This is a genomic window from Thiorhodovibrio litoralis (genome assembly GCF_033954455.1).
Lineage (GTDB): Bacteria > Pseudomonadota > Gammaproteobacteria > Chromatiales > Chromatiaceae > Thiorhodovibrio > Thiorhodovibrio litoralis.
In genome coordinates, this window is the sequence record NZ_CP121473.1 from 5,270,870 (window position 1) to 5,288,811 (window position 17,942).

18 protein-coding genes and 1 pseudogene are annotated in these 17,942 nt (G+C 61.8%); 10 read left to right on the forward strand and 9 right to left on the reverse strand.

The window, feature by feature from the left end; translation table 11 throughout:
• Window positions 1-119 precede the first annotated feature (119 nt).
• The 3 genes from Thiosp_RS23755 to Thiosp_RS23765 all read left to right on the forward strand — a co-directional run bounded on the left by Thiosp_RS23755 (window position 120) and on the right by Thiosp_RS23765 (window position 3,924).
• A complete protein-coding gene (locus Thiosp_RS23755) occupies window positions 120-2,258 on the forward strand; it encodes a molybdopterin-containing oxidoreductase family protein (protein ID WP_201063337.1) in 2,139 nt (712 codons plus the stop codon).
• An 82-nt stretch (window positions 2,259-2,340) separates the two neighbouring features.
• Window positions 2,341-3,198: a hypothetical protein gene (locus Thiosp_RS23760; RefSeq protein WP_201063338.1), complete on the forward strand. Its 858-nt coding sequence runs from the start codon at window positions 2,341-2,343 to the stop codon at window positions 3,196-3,198.
• An 81-nt stretch (window positions 3,199-3,279) separates the two neighbouring features.
• A complete protein-coding gene (locus tag Thiosp_RS23765; RefSeq protein ID WP_201063339.1) occupies window positions 3,280-3,924 on the forward strand; it encodes a CDGSH iron-sulfur domain-containing protein in 645 nt (214 codons plus the stop codon).
• 130 nt (window positions 3,925-4,054) lie between these two features.
• Here Thiosp_RS23765 and apbC read toward each other — a convergent pair whose 3' ends face one another.
• From apbC to Thiosp_RS23780, 3 genes are all read right to left on the reverse strand, one after another.
• Window positions 4,055-5,146: an iron-sulfur cluster carrier protein ApbC gene (apbC, locus tag Thiosp_RS23770; RefSeq protein WP_201063340.1), complete on the reverse strand. Its 1,092-nt coding sequence runs from the start codon at window positions 5,144-5,146 to the stop codon at window positions 4,055-4,057.
• 375 nt (window positions 5,147-5,521) lie between these two features.
• Window positions 5,522-6,235 carry an integrase core domain-containing protein gene (locus Thiosp_RS23775; RefSeq protein ID WP_242518221.1) on the reverse strand — a complete coding sequence of 238 codons (714 nt, stop codon included), beginning with the start codon at window positions 6,233-6,235 and terminating at the stop codon, window positions 5,522-5,524.
• Between the two features lie 132 nt (window positions 6,236-6,367).
• Window positions 6,368-6,703 (reverse strand): hypothetical protein, encoded by a 336-nt coding sequence (locus tag Thiosp_RS23780; protein ID WP_242518222.1) that lies wholly within the window; start codon window positions 6,701-6,703, stop codon window positions 6,368-6,370.
• Window positions 6,704-6,898: 195 nt separating this feature from the next.
• Between Thiosp_RS23780 and Thiosp_RS23785 the strand changes: the two genes are divergently transcribed.
• The 4 genes from Thiosp_RS23785 to Thiosp_RS23800 all read left to right on the forward strand — a co-directional run bounded on the left by Thiosp_RS23785 (window position 6,899) and on the right by Thiosp_RS23800 (window position 9,748).
• A complete protein-coding gene (locus Thiosp_RS23785; protein ID WP_323696510.1) occupies window positions 6,899-7,984 on the forward strand; it encodes a Druantia anti-phage system protein DruA in 1,086 nt (361 codons plus the stop codon).
• Between the two features lie 32 nt (window positions 7,985-8,016).
• Window positions 8,017-8,415, forward strand: a complete 399-nt coding sequence (locus tag Thiosp_RS23790) for a hypothetical protein (protein WP_323696739.1) — start codon at window positions 8,017-8,019, stop codon at window positions 8,413-8,415.
• 3 nt (window positions 8,416-8,418) lie between these two features.
• A complete protein-coding gene (locus tag Thiosp_RS23795) occupies window positions 8,419-8,697 on the forward strand; it encodes a hypothetical protein (protein WP_323696740.1) in 279 nt (92 codons plus the stop codon).
• An 85-nt stretch (window positions 8,698-8,782) separates the two neighbouring features.
• On the forward strand, window positions 8,783-9,748 hold the full coding sequence (locus Thiosp_RS23800; RefSeq protein ID WP_201063251.1) for an RpnC/YadD family protein: 966 nt from the start codon (window positions 8,783-8,785) through the stop codon (window positions 9,746-9,748).
• Window positions 9,749-10,006: 258 nt separating this feature from the next.
• On the opposite strand, the gene Thiosp_RS23805 is transcribed toward Thiosp_RS23800, so the two are convergent.
• The gene (locus tag Thiosp_RS23805) at window positions 10,007-10,360 is read right to left on the reverse strand and encodes an integrase core domain-containing protein (RefSeq protein WP_323696741.1); all 354 of its coding nucleotides are present in this window, start codon (window positions 10,358-10,360) and stop codon (window positions 10,007-10,009) included.
• Between the two features lie 102 nt (window positions 10,361-10,462).
• On the opposite strand from Thiosp_RS23805, the pseudogene Thiosp_RS23810 reads away from it, so the two are divergent.
• The 3 genes and pseudogenes from Thiosp_RS23810 to Thiosp_RS23820 all read left to right on the forward strand — a co-directional run bounded on the left by Thiosp_RS23810 (window position 10,463) and on the right by Thiosp_RS23820 (window position 13,732).
• Window positions 10,463-11,864, forward strand: a pseudogene (locus Thiosp_RS23810) (IS4 family transposase).
• Window positions 11,865-11,933: 69 nt separating this feature from the next.
• Complete coding sequence (locus tag Thiosp_RS23815) at window positions 11,934-12,143, forward strand: hypothetical protein (RefSeq protein ID WP_242518204.1); 210 nt, start codon at window positions 11,934-11,936, stop codon at window positions 12,141-12,143.
• 23 nt (window positions 12,144-12,166) lie between these two features.
• Entirely contained in the window at window positions 12,167-13,732 is a 1,566-nt protein-coding gene (locus tag Thiosp_RS23820) for an O-linked N-acetylglucosamine transferase, SPINDLY family protein (protein WP_201063252.1), read from the forward strand.
• A gap of 67 nt (window positions 13,733-13,799) precedes the next feature.
• Here Thiosp_RS23820 and Thiosp_RS23825 read toward each other — a convergent pair whose 3' ends face one another.
• The 5 genes from Thiosp_RS23825 to Thiosp_RS23845 form a co-directional block, all read right to left on the reverse strand.
• Window positions 13,800-14,150: an HVO_A0114 family putative DNA-binding protein gene (locus Thiosp_RS23825; protein ID WP_201063253.1), complete on the reverse strand. Its 351-nt coding sequence runs from the start codon at window positions 14,148-14,150 to the stop codon at window positions 13,800-13,802.
• Complete coding sequence (locus Thiosp_RS23830; RefSeq protein WP_201063254.1) at window positions 14,147-14,512, reverse strand: toxin-antitoxin system TumE family protein; 366 nt, start codon at window positions 14,510-14,512, stop codon at window positions 14,147-14,149. Before Thiosp_RS23830 ends, Thiosp_RS23825 begins: the two co-directional genes overlap by 4 nt.
• A gap of 442 nt (window positions 14,513-14,954) precedes the next feature.
• The gene (locus Thiosp_RS23835) at window positions 14,955-16,031 is read right to left on the reverse strand and encodes an IS110 family RNA-guided transposase (RefSeq protein WP_201063255.1); all 1,077 of its coding nucleotides are present in this window, start codon (window positions 16,029-16,031) and stop codon (window positions 14,955-14,957) included.
• A 177-nt stretch (window positions 16,032-16,208) separates the two neighbouring features.
• A complete protein-coding gene (locus tag Thiosp_RS23840; protein WP_201063256.1) occupies window positions 16,209-17,423 on the reverse strand; it encodes an IS110 family RNA-guided transposase in 1,215 nt (404 codons plus the stop codon).
• Between the two features lie 146 nt (window positions 17,424-17,569).
• Window positions 17,570-17,812 carry a hypothetical protein gene (locus Thiosp_RS23845; RefSeq protein WP_323696742.1) on the reverse strand — a complete coding sequence of 81 codons (243 nt, stop codon included), beginning with the start codon at window positions 17,810-17,812 and terminating at the stop codon, window positions 17,570-17,572.
• Between the last annotated feature and the right edge of the window lie 130 nt (window positions 17,813-17,942).

Sequence of the window (17,942 nt, forward strand, 5' to 3'; positions counted from 1 at the left end):
GATTGGCGGCTTGGTCGCCCCGCCAGTCAAATCGCATTGGCAGGGGCAATCGCATTGAAAATTGGCGCTGTCGGCTGTATTGAAGGAGATCAAATCACAGCCGAGGCGCCCGCCAACCAATGCCGACCTTACCCAGCACCTGCTACGAATGCGATGCCAATTGCGCGATCACGGTCGAGACCGACGACACCGGCGAGCCGGTGAGCATCAAGGGGCCGGACTGCCCGCGCTGCTACGCCCAGATCGACCGGCGCAATCACCCCGAACGCCTGCTCTACCCGCTAAAGCGCAGCGGGCCCAGAGGCAGCGGCGCGTTCGAGCGCATCAGCTGGGACGAAGCGCTCGACACCATCGCCGCCCGGCTCGATCAGACCCGGCGTGAGCATGGCGCCCCGGCGGCGGCCTTCTTTGCCGGCTACACCAAAGAGGCCCGCCCGCAGTTGCAGCGCCTGGCGCACGCCTTCGGCTCGCCGAACTACATGACCGAGAGCGGCTGCTGCTTCTCGGCCACCCTGGTGGCGGAAAAGGTCACCCTGGGGGCGCGCATCAAGACTACCTCCACCGTGTCCTCGCCCAAGACCAAATGTATTCTCAACTGGTCCACCAACCCGCGCGGCTCCATCCCGCCGTTCGACACCCACCCGCTGGCGAATCGCAAACCCGGCCTGGCGCTGGTGGTGGTCGATCCGCGCCGCACACCGCTCGCCGAGCAGGCCGATGTGCATTTGCAGATCCGCCCCGGCACCGATGGCGCCCTGGCGCTCGGTTTTCATCATCTGATCTTCGAAAACGGCTGGCAGGACCAGGCGTTTCTCGATGAGTGGTGCAGCGGCGTCGAGGCCTTCCGCGACTATGTGAAGGAGTTCCCGCCCGAGCGGGTCGCAGAAATTTGCGGCATCGACGCAAACGACCTGCGCCGTGCGGCAGAACTCTACGCCACCACCAAACCGGCGCAGATCACGCTCTCCCCCACCGCCACGGTGCAGCACAGCAATGGTTTCCAGAACCATCGCGCGCTCATTCTGCTGGTCGCCGTCACCGGTAACCTCGATCGCGAAGGCGGCAATCGGTTCTTCAACACCAAGGTCAGCCCCAAGCCAATCGAGCTGTTCGACCACTGCCTGAACGACCTGCCGCCGCGCGTTGGCGATGAGGTTTTCCCGATCTGGACCCGCTACTGGCCAGCCGCGCAGAGCATGCTGCTACCCAACTGCATCCTCGACGGCCAGCCCCAGCGCATCCACAGCCTGCTCGCCATGGGCATCAACACCGCCATGTGGCCCAACTCCGCACGCATGAAAGAGGCCCTGCAGGCGCTGGATTTCTTCGCCGCGAGCGATTTCTTCCATAACGAGGCCACGCTCCAGGCCGACATTGTGCTGCCCGCCGCCACCAACCTTGAGCGCCCAGCGCTAATCGCCTACCCCGGCTGCGCCTACCAGGGCGAGCTGCGCTACCGCCGTGCCGTGGTGGCACCCAAGGGCGAGGCCAAACCGGATGCGCAGATGTTCTTGGAACTTGGCGTGCGCCTCGGCATGGGTGAGCAGTTCTGGAAAGGCGACCTCGAGGCCTCCTGGACCGAGGCCGGGGAGGGTATTCCGGAAGAGATTCGTGAAGAGGTCTTCAACAACCCCGATGGCGTCACCGTCTATGCCGATGTGATCGAGGAGCTGGTCGAGCACGGATTTCTCGATGCCGACCGCAGCTATCGGCTCAAAGGCATCAGGACGCCCACCGGCAAAATCGAATTCGACGCTGCCGAACTCAGAGATGCCGGCTACGATGGGCTACCCGTCTATCGCGAGCCAGCCGAAAGCCCCCTGTCCACCCCGGATCGGCTCGGCGAGTATCCGCTGGTGCTGACCAGTGGCGCCCGCACCAAGTTCGACACCCACTCGCAGCACCAGTATATCGAGCGCATGCGCCGCGCCATCCCCAACCCACTGGTGGAATTGCACCCCGAGGATGCCGCTGCGCGCGCAATTGCAGACGGCGATACCGTCGTGGTGCGCTCCGCGCGCGGGCAGGTGCGGTTCATCGCCAAGATCACCGACTGCGTCAAGCCCGGCGTGGTGCACTGCGTCCATGGCTGGCGCGGCGCCAATGTGAACGAGCTGACCGACGACCGCACGCTCGACCCCATCAGCGGTTTTCCGCCCTTCAAGTCGAGCCTGTGTCAGGTCGAAAAAGCCGCGGCGCCAGGTCTGCAGCTGGAGAACAGTGCTGCCACGCAGACGGACATGCCAGCCGCTGCCTGATAAAGACCGAATCTCAGCCAAAACCCAGCCGCAACAGCCGCACCCCAGCCTCGCTGGGCCGAATCGGAGCCAGCATCAAGACATGCCTTTTATTGGAATCCAACCCGGACGTGAGTGGCTATTCGAGCCGCAGCCGCAGTGCGACCTCGCAGTGAATGACGTGAACGCGTGGCGACTCAACCCCAGCCACTGCCGGATTTACGATCGGCTCAATCTGGCGCTGGCCGCTGGACTTCGCGCGGCGCCCTGCGGCCTGCCGCCAGCGGCTTACGGCATCAGCGCCGAGACCGAATTATTCGTCAAACCCATCATCAATCTCTCTGGCATGGCGCTTGGTGCCCGCGCGCTGCGGGCCGACCAGATACCCAACGAGCCCGGCAGCTTCTGGTGCGAGCGCCTGGAAGGCGAGCAAAGCAGCAGTGACTGCCTGGTCGAGCAAGGCAAGGCCCGCTGGTTCGCCCACACTCGCGCCTCCGAGCTGCGCGATGGCGCGCGTCCGGTCTATTGGGAAATTGGCGCCGACATGCCCCATATTGAACCTATTCTCGCCACCCTGGTGCGCGATCATCTGGCGGGCTACACCGGCATCTGCAACATCGAGCTCATCGGCGGACAACCCGTCGAGATGCACCTGCGCGGCTCCAACGGCTTTTTTGATTTCTACGGGCCCGAGTTCTTTCGCGCATGGGTCGCGCTGGCCGATGGCTTGGCGTTTCAGCCGCCGCCACAAATCCCCGGCGGCTTCGTGATCTCAGTCTTCGGTGAGGGCGAGCCGGACTCGGCTATCACAGCTCAGGCCGAAGCCAAGGGCGTTCAGCTTCAGCCGGACGCCCATACACCCGATCGCATCGCCATCCTGCGCACCCGCGAGCTTGCCGCGGGCCTTGAGGTGGCGCGCGCACTCGGCGCCGATATCCCAACCGACGCGAGCGGCACCTGAGCCTATCGGCTCCCGTCTTGGCTCCCATCACATTCATTCATTCGCCAATCCATTCATTTTCACCCTTTGAGGCTCTCAACCATGGCAGATGACCAAATCACAGATTTCCCCGGCAAAGACATTGACGTCCACTTCGACAAGAGCCTGTGCATCGGCGTCGCCGAGTGCGGGCGCGCATCCGGCGACCTATTCCAAAAAGGCCGCAGCCCCTGGTGCATGCCAGACGCCAGCACCCCAGCAGAGGCGCGCGAGATCGTCGAGCGCTGCCCCAGCGGCGCCCTGAGCTACACCGACAAAGTCGGCGGCACGGCGGAGCAGGTGCCTGCAGAGAATTGCGTCACCGTCGTCTCCGACGGCCCCCTCTACGCCACTGGGGATTTGCACATCGAAGGCGCGCCTGAGGATAAACCTGGGCTAAAAACCCGCGCTGCGCTGTGCCGCTGCGGGCAGTCGAAGAACAAGCCCTTCTGCGACAACTCGCATCGCGACAGTAATTTCCGCGACTATGGAGCGGTGGGTGACTCAGGCCCGGGACTGGAAAGCGCGGGCGGCCCGCTTGAGCTCAAGCCCATCGAGCACGGCCCATTGCTGGCAAAAGGCAACTTCAAAATCCGCGCCGCCAGTGGCCGCATTGCCTGGGCAGGGGAAAAAGTCGCTCTCTGCCGCTGCGGGGCTTCGGAGAACAAACCCTTCTGCGACGGCAAGCACCGCGAGATTGGTTGGTAATGAAGCGCGAGGCAAACAGGGAAGGAAGGAAAAGACGAGGTGGACCGCGGTTTTAAGCCGCGGCCACTTATACAATCTCAAATTGATTTTCGGTTTTGGGTCGGGTGACGGATGCTCACCCAAGAACGCATCAGTTGTTCTCGATGACAATCCGCGGGAATTTTGCCCCGTAGTCCTTCGCCTGCAGGGACAGCTTGGCAGCAGTCGTGCGGGCAATTTCACGGTAGATCTCGGCGATGCGCGATGTCGGCTCCGCAACCACACTGGGCGTGCCGTTGTCGGCCTCCTCGCGGATGTGAATATCCAGCGGCAGCGAGCCGAGCAGCTGCACGCCATACTGCTCAGCCATGGAAGCACCGCCGCCTTGGCCGAAGATGTGCTCCTCATGCCCGCATTTGGAGCAGATGTGAATGCTCATGTTCTCCACGATGCCGAGCACGGGCACTTCAACCTTCTGGAACATTTTCAGCCCCTTGCGCGCATCCAGCAGAGCAATATCCTGGGGTGTGGTGACAATGATGGCGCCTGAGACCGGCACCTTCTGCGCCAGCGTGAGCTGGGTGTCACCGGTACCGGGCGGCAGGTCGATGACCAGATAGTCGAGATCTCCCCAGTTGGTGTCATTGAGCAGCTGCTCCAGCGCCTGAGTCACCATGGGACCGCGCCAGATCATGGGCGTTTCCTCGTCGATCAGAAAGCCGATCGACATCGCCTCCAGGCCGTGACTCATCATCGGCTCGAGGCTGTTGCCGTCTTTCGATTCCGGCTTGCCGCTGATACCGAGCATGCGCGGCTGCGACGGACCATAGATGTCCGCGTCCAGGACGCCAACCTTGCCGCCCTCGGCCACCAAGGCCAGTGCGAGATTCACGGCCGTGGTCGATTTGCCCACGCCGCCCTTGCCGGAGGCAACGGCGATAATGTTCTTGACGTTGCCAATCGGCTTCAGCGACTTCTGCACCGAATGCGCCTTCACCTCCCAGTCGATATCAACCTGGGCGGCACTGACGCCGGGCACCGACTCGATACGCTCGCGCAGCGCAGCAGACAGCGCATCTTTCGCACCCTGGGCGGGAAAGCCCAGCGTCACCCGGACCTTGACCTGATCGCCCTCAATGTCGATGGACTTGACTAGCTTGGTCGACACCAGGTCGCGGCCCAGATGGGGTTCTGTGTAGCCTTTGATGGCTTCTTCGATGACGTCTTTGCTGAGGTCGGACATGTGTCGCTCCGTTGTCGCTTACTGTCTGGGAAAATTCGACTGCGCAAAATGGCGCAACACAGCGCCTGATCCGCCCCACGGGCCGCAGTCGGACTTGGTATCGTCCGGACGTGGTATCAGGAAATGCTAATTCAAGCAGGCAGCTGTAATGGTCAAAAACCAATCTAAGCCGCGAATCGTGGGTTTTAGCCTAACCGTCAAGCCCATTCTAGGCCAAACCGGGCATCGCGAGCACAGCCAAAAGCCTGAAATCAGCACGCAAACTCTGCTGGATAACAGCCTCTTGCCGAATTCCGCGAATTCCAGGCGCAAGCCATTCTCGGCTGTCGGTGCCGAAGTCCGCAACCCGAGGCTGGCAAGCTTCAGAGCAGGGTGCTAAGCCGCCCAGCGATAACTGCTATGCAGTCCGCCGAGCCACTGCTCACGCACCAGCTTGCGTGGTGTTTTGAAAAACTCTGGATCGTTCGCCGCTAGGTTGCCGGTCAGGTTCGGCAGAATCGGCGGCTCGACACCATTTGCCATGTGCGGCCTGGCGGTGTTGTAGTACGCCCGGAACTCAACCAGCAGCCGGTTCAAATGGCGGTCATTGAGTGGTTGGACATACCGCAACAGATCCTGATCAAGCGTGCGGTGAAAGCGCTCAACCACGCCGTTGTGCCACGGGCACTTGTAGCCGATGCGAATGGGCTTGATGCCCATGGCGGGCAGTGTCTGCTTGATGATGGGAAGGAAGGTACTGTCGCGATCCAACACGATGGCCTCGGGCATTGCATCCAAGTCCATGAAAGCGTTGCGCAGTTGTTGCGCCACCCAGGCTGCCGTGGGATGGTAAGTCGCGCGCGACCAGTGCAAGACCCGGCGCCCGTGGTCGATCAGATTCAAGATATAAAGTGTGTCTCCGGCCAAGTCCAAGGTGACCTTGAAATCGATGGCCATGACATATTGGTTGTAGAGAATGGTCAACCAACCCGGCTCTGACTCGCGCGGCGGTTGCTTGCCTTTTGGCCGTGGCGCAAAGCCATGAGCCTTGAGCATGCTGGCCACCGTCTTCTTGGCGATCCGCAGCTTCAGCTCGCCACCGGACAACATCCGCGCGATCCGACTGGCACTGTAATAGGGATGAGCGTTCTTGATGGCCAGGATGGCATCAACAACGAACGGTGGCGTCGGTGGGCGACCACGACGCTTACCCTCGGCGCTCTTCAGCGCATGTCGCCGCCGTCACTTGGCTTGCAGCCAGCGGATATCGGTCATGGGACCAAAGCGAAGAAAGCGCGTCAGCCAGGGCAACGGCCGACGCAGCCAAGCGATCAGCCATTTTTGCCAGACCTCGAGCCTGGGTAGTTTTCTCACCAGTCGTCGCTTGGCCGGAGGCGTCCCGCGCCCATCGGCCGAGACCACCTTCTGGCGCAGGCTTTTGAGCTCCAGCGACAGCACCTTCAACTGCAAGCGCCGCTTGGCCCAAGTGATGCGGTCGCGCCGGTAGCGCCGCACGCTCAGCAGGCCGACCACTAGCGCGATGGTAAATGTCAGCAGCGGTATCCACCAGGGAATCATTGCACCTCCGATGCGCAAAAAGCGGCGGAGGATACGCCAGGTAACTTGCTTGATTCAAGGAGAGTTGGCAGAATGTGCAGGGCGGAACCGTTCTAGACGGAATTAAACGGTCGTAGAAAAACTTACCCTCGATTCTGGACATTTCCTTCCGTCTGGTTCAAACTGCTGGCCATTGCTAACTGGCGAGGCGGCGCGATGAACCTGCACGAGATCACCCTGCGTCTGGTCGCCGCGGATGAAGAGCCGCGCTTCAACGCCCTGCTTGAGGAGCATCACTACCTGGGGGCTTCGGCAAAGATCGGTCACACCCTCTGGTATGTCGCCACCTGGCAGGAGCAGTGGCTGGCGTTGCTGGTGTTCAGCGCGGCCGCATGGAAGTGCGGCGCGCGCGATCGCTGGATCGGCTGGGATCGGCGCTATCAATTCGACCGGCTGCATCTGATCGCCAACAACGCCCGTTTTTTGATCCTGCCCGCGTGGCATGTGCCGAATCTCGCCTCGCGTGTGCTGGGGCTATGCGAGCGCCGGGTCAGCGCCGATTGGCCGGCGCGCTTCGGCTATCCGCTGTGGTTGCTGGAGACCTTCGTCGATCCGCGCCGGTTCGCCGGTACCTGCTATCGCGCCGCCAATTGGCTCGAGGTCGGGCAGACACGCGGGTATCGGCGCACCCGCGCCGGCTACAGCAACCGCGCCGATGGCGCCAAGCGGGTGTTTGTCCGCCCCTTGATCGCGCAGGCTCAAGCACGCTTGTCTCATCCAACACTTGATCCTGTCTATCACCATGGAGTCCCAAGACTGATGTTAAGTGCACAGCAGATGCGTTCGTTGCCCGAGTTCTTCGCCGATGTCCCGGATCCGCGCCGCAGCCAAGGCCGACGGCATCCGTTGCCGGTGGTGCTTGCCATCTCGGCCGCGGCGGTCTTGTGCGGGGCGCGCGGCTACAAGGCCATCGCTGAATGGGCGCAGGACCTCAGTCAGACCGCCCGTGCGCGTTTTGGCTGCCGCTATCGCAATGGCCGCTATGAGGTGCCCAGCCGCACCCGCATCCGCGATGTCCTCACGCGGGCGGACCCCAACGCCGTCGATCGAGCACTGCAGGGTTGGAACGCGCAGATGGCCACCGAGGACGAGGGCTTGGCCCTTGATGGCAAGACGATGTGCAACGCCATCGACGCCGAGGGAAACCAGACCCACATCCTCGGTGTCGTTGGACATGAGTCCAAGCGCTGTCACACCCAAAAAAAGTCGGCTCTCTGCCCGTCAATGGCAGCGATGAGCTGAAACGCACCCCAAAAAAACAGTGGGAGATCGGGATGGCGATCCCGGTGCTCGATTCCCTCAACCTCACCGGCAAAACCCTCACCGCCGACGCGCTCCTCACCCAGCGCAAGCTCGCTGCCTACCTGGTCCAACGCGGCGCGCACTACGTTTTTATCGCCAAGGATAACCAACCGACCCTCGCGGCCGATATTCGGTTGAACTTCCAGGATCGTGGCGAACCGGACTTCCGCGAGCGCCCGGAACTCAAGCACGGGCGCATCGAAAGCCGCGCGATTTGGACCTCCACGAAGCTCAACGCGTATCTCGACTTCCCCGCTGTCGGTCAGGTCTTCGTCATTGAGCGGACCATCACGAACAAGAAGACTGGCAAGACGACCATCGAAACGGTCTACGGCCTCACTGATCACACCCCCGAGAGCGCCAGTCCCTAGCGCTTGCTGGCCTTTAACCGTAGCCACTGGGGCGTTGAAGCCCATCACTGGATCCTCGACTGGAACTGGGATGAGGATCGCTGCACCATCCGCACCGGCCATGGACCGGAAAACATGACCCGCCTGCGCCGGTTCGCCACTGGCCTGATCAAGGCGAAATCCACCGACTCCGTCTCGGCAACCATTGATAAACTCGCGCGCAAGGTTCGCCGTGTCTTCGACTATCTGGGGATGACGGCGAACTCAGTGCCACGTGCTGCTCGAGCAGCGCCTGTCAGCTAGAACGGATTTGCCGTGGCGCTCTGAATCGCGCAGGTGCCGGCCAAGCCTCTCCCACTCCCGCCCCCGAATCGGCTAAACTCGGCCCATGACAGCCGACACCCAAGCCGCTGACCCCAGCGAGAAACCTGACTACGACAGCCCCTGGAAAGAAGCGCTGGAGCGGTTCTTCCCGGAGTTTCTGGCGCTGCTGTTCCCGGCCATCCATACCGAGATCGACTGGTCGCAAGGCGTGCAGTTTCTGGACAAAGAATTCCAGCAAATCGTGCGCGAAGCCAAGACCACCCGGCGCTATGCCGACAAGCTGGTCGGGGTCTATCGGCGTGATGGCACGCCGGTGTGGGTGCTGATCCATATCGAAGTGCAAGGCGACCCGGAAACCGTCTTTGCCGAGCGGATGTTCACTTACCACTATAAAATCCGCGATGTCTACCAGGTGCCGGTCGCGAGCCTGGCGGTGCTGGCCGATACCAATCGCCGTTTCCGGCCCAAGTCCTACAGCGCGGCGCTGTGGGGCTGTCGGGTGCAATTTGACTTCCCGATGGTCAAACTGCTTGACTACGCCGAGCCGGAGCGTTGGGCGGGGCTGGAAGCCAGTGACAATGTCTTCGCCCTGGTCGTGATGGCCCAAATCCGCGCCAAGGAGACCGACGATGCCGAGACCCTGAAACGCTGGAAATTTCGCCTGATGCGACTCATGTATGATCGCGGCTACGAGCGCACGCTGATTGAAGAACTTTTCCGGCTGATTGATTGGATGATCCGCCTGCCTGAAGGGCTGGAAGCGGAGTTTCGCCGGGAACTCTATGAATTAGAGGAGCAATGCCAGATGCCTTATGTCACGACTGTTGAGCGAGCGGGGATTGAGAAGGGGAAAAAACTGGGAGTGCAGCAGGGCGAGGCCAGGACATTGCTGCGCCAGCTCGATCAAAAATTCGGCCCTGAAGCCGTGCAAGCCCATCGCGAGCGCATCGAAACGGCCGAGCTTGAGCAACTCGACACCTGGTTGGATCGCATCCTCACCGCCGAGACGCCCGAGACCATCTTCCACTGAGGCGCGGGCCGCGCTGGCAACATCACCTGTAATGGTCAAAAACTAATCCCAGCCGCGAGTCGTGAATTTTAGCCTGACTGTCAAGGCCATTTTAGGCCAAACCAGGCATCGTAAGCGCAGCAGAAAGTCCGAAACCAGCTCGCAAACCCGGCTGGATACCATCCCGCTGCCCAAGACCCCGAATTCCAGACGCAAGCCACTCTCGGCTGTCGGTGCCGAAATCCGCGACCCGAGGCTGGCAAGCTTCAGAGCAGGGTGCTAAGCCGCCCAGCGATAACTGCTATGCAGTCCGCCGAGCCACTGCTTACGCACCAGCTTGCGCGGTGTCTTGAAAAACTCCGGATCGTTCGCTGCCGGGTTGTTGGTCAGATCCGGCGGAATCGGCGGCTCGACACCATTGGCCACGTGCGGCCTAGCGGTGTTGTAGTACGCTCGGAACTCAACCAGCAGCCGGTTCAAATGGCGGTCATTGAGTGGTTGGACATATCGCAACAGATCCTCATCAAGCGTGCGGTGAAAGCGCTCAACCACGCCGTTGTGCCACGGGCACTTGTAGCCGATGCGAATGGGCTTGATGCCCATGGCCTGAAAGGGGCCTGGCCCGAATGGCACTAAGATAAGCGCAAGGGATTGAAAACAATTGGGTAAGGCTGGCAGCTAGGGTGATACGGTGAAATCGCCAAATCAAACCAACCACCCGAGGAGCCAGCCTTCATGCATGCTAACCATCGCCCGGGCTTGGAGCAACAGAAACAGATTCAGCGTCGCGCCGAGGAGACCGACTCCTACGCGTTCTTCAACGTGTTGACCAGTTCGCAACTGCTCGACGGAGTCGAGGCACTCTTGCCAGCGCATCGCGAACGCGTGTTTCCGCCGACGGAGACATTGTCGATGTTTCTGGCGCAGGTACTCGCCGACGATGGCAGCTGCCAGCAGGCGGTCGACGACGCGGCGATCAAGCGCATCATTGGCGGTCTGCCGCGCTGCGCGGCGAGCACCAGTGCATACTGCCAGGCCCGCGCACGCTTGCCGGCAGAGGTGGTCTCGACGCTGGTGCGCCAGGTGGGAGGCATGATCGGTGCGGGCACACCGAACTGGTGGCATACGTGGAATCGCCCGGTGCGCCTGGTCGATGGTGCGACCATGACCATGGCTGACACGGAGGAGAACCAAGCGGTCTATCCGCAGCCGAGCAGCCAGAAACCCGGCTTGGGCTTTCCGATCTGCCGCATGGTGGCACTGATCTGTTTGGGCAGTGGCGCACTGCTCGATGCCGCCACTGGCCCGTGCGAAGGCCAGTGTGGAAGCAGGGGCAGCGATGAGCAGACGTTGCTGCGCGGCATGCTCGATGCGCTCGCTGCGGACGATATCCTGCTCGGCGACGCCTTCTACCCGACCTACTTTCTGCTCTGCGAATTAGTGCGCCGGGGCGTCGATGGGCTGTTCGAGCAGTACGGCGCACGCAAACGCAGCACCGACTTCAAAACCGGGGAGACGCTCGGCGCGCGTGATCATTTGGTGGTGCTGGAGAAACCAGAAAAAGCGACCGGATTGGATGACGCAGGAGCAGTACGCGCAAGCCCCGGAAACGCTGAAGGTGCGCGAGTTCGCAGCCGGTGGGAAAATCATGGTCACCACCTTTCTGGATGCCAAAGCGGCCCCGAAGAACAAACTCAAGGTGCTCTACCTGCGCCGCTGGAACGTGGAGCTGGATCTGCGCAACATCAAGACCACCCTCGGCATGGCACAACTGCGCTGCAAGACCCCGGAGATGGCCATCAAGGAACTGTGGGTCTACCTACTGGCCTACAACCTGATCCGCTTGCTGATGGCCCAAGCCGCTTTGCTGGCCGACCAAGTTCCCAGGCAACTGAGCTTCAAGCACACCGTGCAGGTCTGGTCATCCTGGCAGCAACGCGGCGGGGCAACGCCCAATGGTGTTTGCGTGCTTGCCGTACTGAATCTGATTGCCGAGCCGCGCGTCGGTCTGCGACCCGGTCGCATCGAGCCGCGGGCGCTGAAACGTCGAGCCAACGCCTACCCGCTGCTGACCAAGCCGAGGAAAGCCGCTCGCGCTGAAGTCCGCGAACATGGACATCCGAAAAAACAACGCTGAATCAAACCGGTATCCAGCTCATCGCAATGCGCCATCGCTTATCTTAGTGCCATTCGGGCCAGGCTCGAATTGTTTTCCCAAGCCAACACCAAGAACTGCATTAAGCCCAGCGACTGGGCCGAGGCCACCTGGCAGCCGCTCAAAAGCCAAGGCCAGCGCCTGCTCAAAGAGGGCAAGCCGATGGAGTCCGAGGAAGACAACCGCGCCGAGCTAAGGCACCAGGCCGAGGCGTTCCCGGCCAAGCAGCTGCCGATCTTGAAGGTGCTGCAGGTGGTGTAGGGTAGGCGGTTACAATCACCGCCATGCTCTGGACCACCGACCTTGCCGCCGCCCAACACTGCGCCGCCCGCGCCGACTTCAGCGGTTGCCTGGCGCGCTGCCAGACCCTCGCCAGGGCGCACGCTAACGACCCCGAGGCCCTGTTGAGCATCGGCGCCCTGCTGCTGTCCGCCGGTCTGCTCAGCGCCGCCGAGACCTGCTTCGAGCGAGTCTGCACCCTGGCACCCAAGGATGCCCGCCCTTGGGTCAACCGCGCCAATCGCGCCCGCGAGGCTGGCGAGCACGCCCGCGCCCGCCAGATCATGCAGGCCCTGCTCGAGCAGTTCCCCAACCATCCCGTGATCCGCCGCACTGCGCTCACCAGCCTGGAATACGATCCCGAGGCCACCGCCACCGAGCGCTTTGCCCAAGCCCGCGCCTGGGGCCAGTGGGCGCAGACCCGTGCGGGCGGCCCACATCCGCGCCCGCCGCTGGTGCCGCGCGACAGCCGCCCGCTGCGGGTTGGCTATGTCTCCGCCGACATCTGCCAGCACACCGTCGGCCTGTTCATCAAAGACGTCCTGGCCGCCCATGATCCAGCCCGGATCACCCCCATCGTCTATCACGCCGGCCAAGTGCGCGACTGGGTCACACAGCAGATCAGCCAATCCGTTCAGTTACGCGAGGTCAGCGCCCTGGATGATGCCGCGCTGGTCGCGCAGATTCGCGCCGACCACATCGATGTCCTGATCGACCTCTCCGGCCACACCGCCGGCTCGCGCCTGAGCGTATTCGCCCACCGCCCCGCGCCGGTGCAAGTGAGCTGGCTGGGTTATTTCGCCACCACGGGCCTGACGGAGATCGATGCCGTGCTGCTGGACGCCTGGCACGCACCACCGGGGACCGAGGATCAGTTCATCGAGCCGACCTTGCGTCTGCCGACAGGACGCTTCTGCTACCAGCCGGTGCCCTGGGCGCCAAAGGACCTGTCACCACCGCCGGTTGCGCACAGCGCTCGGATTACCTTCGGCAGCTTCAACAACACCGCCAAGCTCAATGACGGCGTCTACGACCTCTGGGCTCAGATCCTGGCGGTGGTGCCGGATTCCCGCCTGCTCCTCAAGTGGCGCACCTTCAACGACGCGGCCTTGCGCCAGCGGGTGACCCAAGCCTTTGTGGCTCGCGGCATCGCCGCCGAGCGCATTGAGCTGCGCGGCCCCAGCTTTCATGCCGACCTGCTGAAAGAATACGCGGAGCTGGACATCGCGCTTGATCCCTTCCCCTTCACCGGCGGCCTGACCAGCTGCGAGGCGCTGTGGATGGGTGTGCCCGTGATCACCTGGCCGCAAGCGCGCGTGGTGAGCCGCCAGACCCACGCGGTGCTGCACCAGATCGGCCTGCAGGAGTGCTCCGCGAAACACCCTGACGCGTTCGTGCGCCTTGCCACGGAACTGGCCGCGGATACCCCGCGCTTGCGCGCCCTGCGCTGCGGCCTCAGAGCGCAGATGCAGGCGTCTGCGCTGATGGATGTGGCGGGCTTTGTCCGCAGCCTGGAGGAGACGTTGATCCAGCTCTATCGGCAGATTGAGGGGGATGTGGCCGAGGGCTGAGCATTGCGCATCGCATCAATCCCCGCACAACCTGTTGCCTGGTAACGATGGCTGTTACGCATTACACCTATGCCGTCAAAATCCGAAACTCGGTTGCTTTGGCAATTGGACGCACATGCCGCTTCTCCCGCTGCATATCGACGATGCCGTAATTCGACAGGGTCTTGAGCGTACGAGAAAGGTTGCTGGGCTTGCGGCCGGTGGCTTCGGCCAGCGCTGTAATCGACTCCGGCTGGGTCTCGCTGATGACCTTCAGCAACGCGCGATTATCATCGCTCAGCACTTCGGCAAGCGACTTCATTGAGGTGAACCAGACCTTGGGATCGCCGGGCTTTGGCCGGTACTCACCCCGGGCGATAGCCAGCATTCGAGCGCGGATTTTTTCCTGCGGCATGATCCCGATCACAATGGCCTTCATGGTTGTTGAACCTCCAGCAGTACGCGGTCCACATCCGCGAAGAAGTCTGTCAGTAGTTGGTGGGCATCCTGAAATTCATAGGGCACCCCTGTGTCCGAGCGGTGCCGGTGCTTGTGATCGAAGGTCAGAATGCGCCCGGCGTATTTGAACGTTCTCGACGGTTTGACCGCGTGCGCGTTGTCATAACCGAGTATGCGCTGCCCGGATGGCTCGTGGAGCGTCAGCGAGTAGCGAATGCCGTGCGGGATCTCGCTTGTCGGCTCAACCCGCCATGCCACGATCTTGAGCCAATAGCCATGGCCCTGCTCGATGACCTGATTGTGCAGATCAAGGAGGGTGTCGATTCCAGAATCCTCACGCATGCCGTAGCATATCATCGGCTGATACTAGTTGCTGCGTCCAAGAATTTGGAGGCTACCGCTGCCCTACCCGAACCCGGCGCGGTTTGAAATCAAAGGAAATCAAAGGATAAAATCAAAGGGGCCATATATGGTCCGCCCCGCGATGCAAGAGGAAAATCGCTGATTTGGTCGAAGGAAACGTTGCGGCCATATATCCGGCATCGTTGAAGGATCATCATCGAAGTCGATCCCGTGCCCTGATGGAATTCGCGTACCTTGCCGTCCTCAATCAGGTTCTCAGTCTCAGCCTAAGCTGGCTTTGGCCCCTTCCAGGTTCTCGGCAAGGCGGTCGTACCTTTCATGCCATCACAGTGATGTTCACTCTCAGCAACTCGTGGTGTGGAACTCGGTTGGAAGCCCGTTCAGGGCTGGTTAGTCGTAATTGTTCGTCGCTAGCGAGGCGTTACGCCGTCACGGCTGCAGGTCCAGGCTTCGCCAGCGCGCCACGCTCGGCATCGAAGGCTTTCCTGGTGGTCATCACCGCCCAGGCGATGCGAGTGAGCTTGTTGGCCATCGCCACAATGGCGACGTTTGGATGACGGCGTTGTTTCAGGTTCTTGGCCCAATGGCTGACGGCATCCTCCTTTTTCTCAATCCAACGCATCATCGCGCGTGCACCGTGAATCAACAGCTGACGCAGATAGACATCCCCGCGCTTGCTAATCCCCAGCAGGCGCGGTTTTCCGCCGGTGTAATGCTGTCGTGGCACCAGCCCCAGCCAGGCGGCCAACGTGCGGCCATTGGCGAACAGTCCCCAATTGTCGCCCAAGGTGGCGATCAAGGCGGTAGCCACCAACGGGCCGACGCCGGGGATAGTCCTCAACAGCTGCACAGACTCGCTGGCGTCGGCTATGGACTGGATCTGGGTATCGTAGTGCTTGACCCGCGCATCGAGGTGGCGCAATTCTTCCAAGAGACCGTGGAGTTCCTCGCGGAAGCGTTCGCTGAGTCTGTTCTCGGCATCCTCCAGGATCTCAGGCAGACGACGCATGGCTGCCGCTCGGCCTTGAGGCATGACGATGCCATATTCAGCCAGCAACCCGCGTGCCTGATTGACCAGCGCGGTGCGCTGGGAGATGACCTGGGAGCGCATGCGGTGAATGGCTTGGATGTCTTGCTGTTCGATGCTCTTGATGGGGACGAAACGCTGGCGTGGACGTTGAGCCGCTTCACAAATGGCCTCGGCATCAGCGGCATCAGTTTTGTTGTTTTTCACAAAGGGCTTGACGAACTGCGGAGCGATCAGCACCACCTCATGGCCAAAGCCCTGGAAGGTGCGCGCCCAGTGGTGGGCGCTACCGCAGGCTTCCATGGCGATGCGACAAGGCGGCTGTTGGGCGATGAAGGCACTTAAGGCCCCACGCGAGAGCTTGCGACTGAAGACGGTCTCGCCGTTGGCGTCAACGCCAAAGGCGTGCACACTATTCTTGGCCAAATCGATGCCGATGGTTGTCACGGGTTCTTTGCTAAACTTTGCCATGGTTCTGCTCCGCTTTCGGTTGACGCTGGGTGGTTTGTCCACCGCCTATTTTGCCCGCTGTGGGCTCGTTTTAGGAGCGGGGTGGACCATCCCATTACCGTGAAAGATGCAGGTAGCTTGAGGCAAACCACCCCCTGACCGCTTGGCGGCCTGAAAAAAACGGATTGTCGCGGCGGCTCAGGCTGGAATGTAGTGGTACTTCCTGAGCATCCGAATCCAACGCGGTGCGTTGCGTTCAACGCTGATGGCTTCGTAGTTGACCGTGGCATCCCGGTAATAATCGCCACGGTGGATCAACACGAAGACGATTTTCAAAATTTTGTGGGCCAGCGCGAAGATCGCCCGTTTTCGCCCACGACGAACGAGCAAGACTTTGAACTTCTCAGCCAACGCACAGCGGGTGCGGCTGGCCGCATGGGCGGCCTCGCAGAGAATCCGTCGGACATAGGGATTGCCCTTGCGCGCGCGTGCGCTCTTGCGCTTGCCGGCCGATTCGTTGTTGCCTGGACAAACACCCGCCCAGGCGGCGAGCTTCTCGGGAGAGCCGAACGCGTCCATGTCGGTGCCGATTTCCACCAACAGCATGGCCGCGCCGGGCGCGTCGAGCCCGGGAATGGTCTGCAAGGCATGCAGCAGCGACTCATGGGGCTGCAGAGCGCTGAGCAAGTGGTGTCGAAACACCTCGATGCGCGCTTCGAGCTCTTCGATGTGGGTGAGAATCTCCCGTAGAACAAACCGATGGGTGTCGCTGAGTTCCCCATCGAGCGCATCGAGCAATTCCTCTTGCGTGGCCTTCAGCCGCTTGCTTGCGTAGCTCAAGACCTGTTGTGGCGTCTCCCCGGCCAACAGCCCCTTGATCATCGCCCGCGCCGAGGTGCCGTGGATGTCACTGACCACCGCCGAGAGGCGAATGCCCCCGTCAGTGAGCACCTTGTGCAAGCGGTTCTTCTCCCCGGCCAGAATGCCGGTGAATTTCTGCATCTGGCGCGAGACCAAGCGCAGTTCGCGCAGATTCTGCGGCGGCACGAAGCTGCCCGTGAGCAGCCCGCTGCGCGCGAGGATCGCCAACCATTGCGCATCGGCGATGTCGGTCTTGCGCCCAGGCACCTGTTTGACATGACGGGCATTGACCACCAAGGCGGCTATGCCCACCCGTTCCAGGGCCGCATAGGGGCTCTTCCAGTAGATGCCGGTGCTTTCCATGACCACCACCTCGGGCGCGAAGGAGGCCACCCACTCGGCCAGGGCGCGGCGCTCACGTTTGAACCCGCCAAACTCCTTCAACTCAACCCGTACCTCACCATCGGCGTCCGCAATCAACGCACAGGCGGTGATCTTCGCATGATGAATATCCAACGCCACAACGCTGTTAAAGATCGGTGTCAGTTCCATGCGCGCTCCCCAACGATTACACTGACGACAGGGAGCCCGCGCAGGCCGCCACCGACATCCCTCTCAGGCGGTGTGCGCCTGGACCTCTTTACCGTGCGCTCTGTGGCGATGCATTCCGGGGTTCGGAGCAGCGGCGGCGGGTCACGTTAGGAATCAGGATCAAGTCGCCAAATAGTTGACCGACCTCGCTGCCCGGGCTCCCCCTTAGCATCTTTCATTTTCCGGGGTGCCGCTACCCCTGCATGACCGTTAGACCAGTCGATCTCGGCATGGATGGCTGGGAACAGCAACGCGAGAAACTCCGGGAAGAACTTCTCCAGGGCTTCCTTCCAGGGGCTGTCGTAGTCGTTCGCGGCGCTGGTGTCGGCGGCTTGGGTGTCGGCTGTCATGGGCTGAGTTTAGCCGATTGCCGTTGATTGGGTGTGAGCCACGCTACCCCGGCACATGCCCCAGCGCCAACGCCCGCAGCGCAGCCTCCGCCAGCGGCTGTCGATGCGGTTGCATCTACACCACCATGGC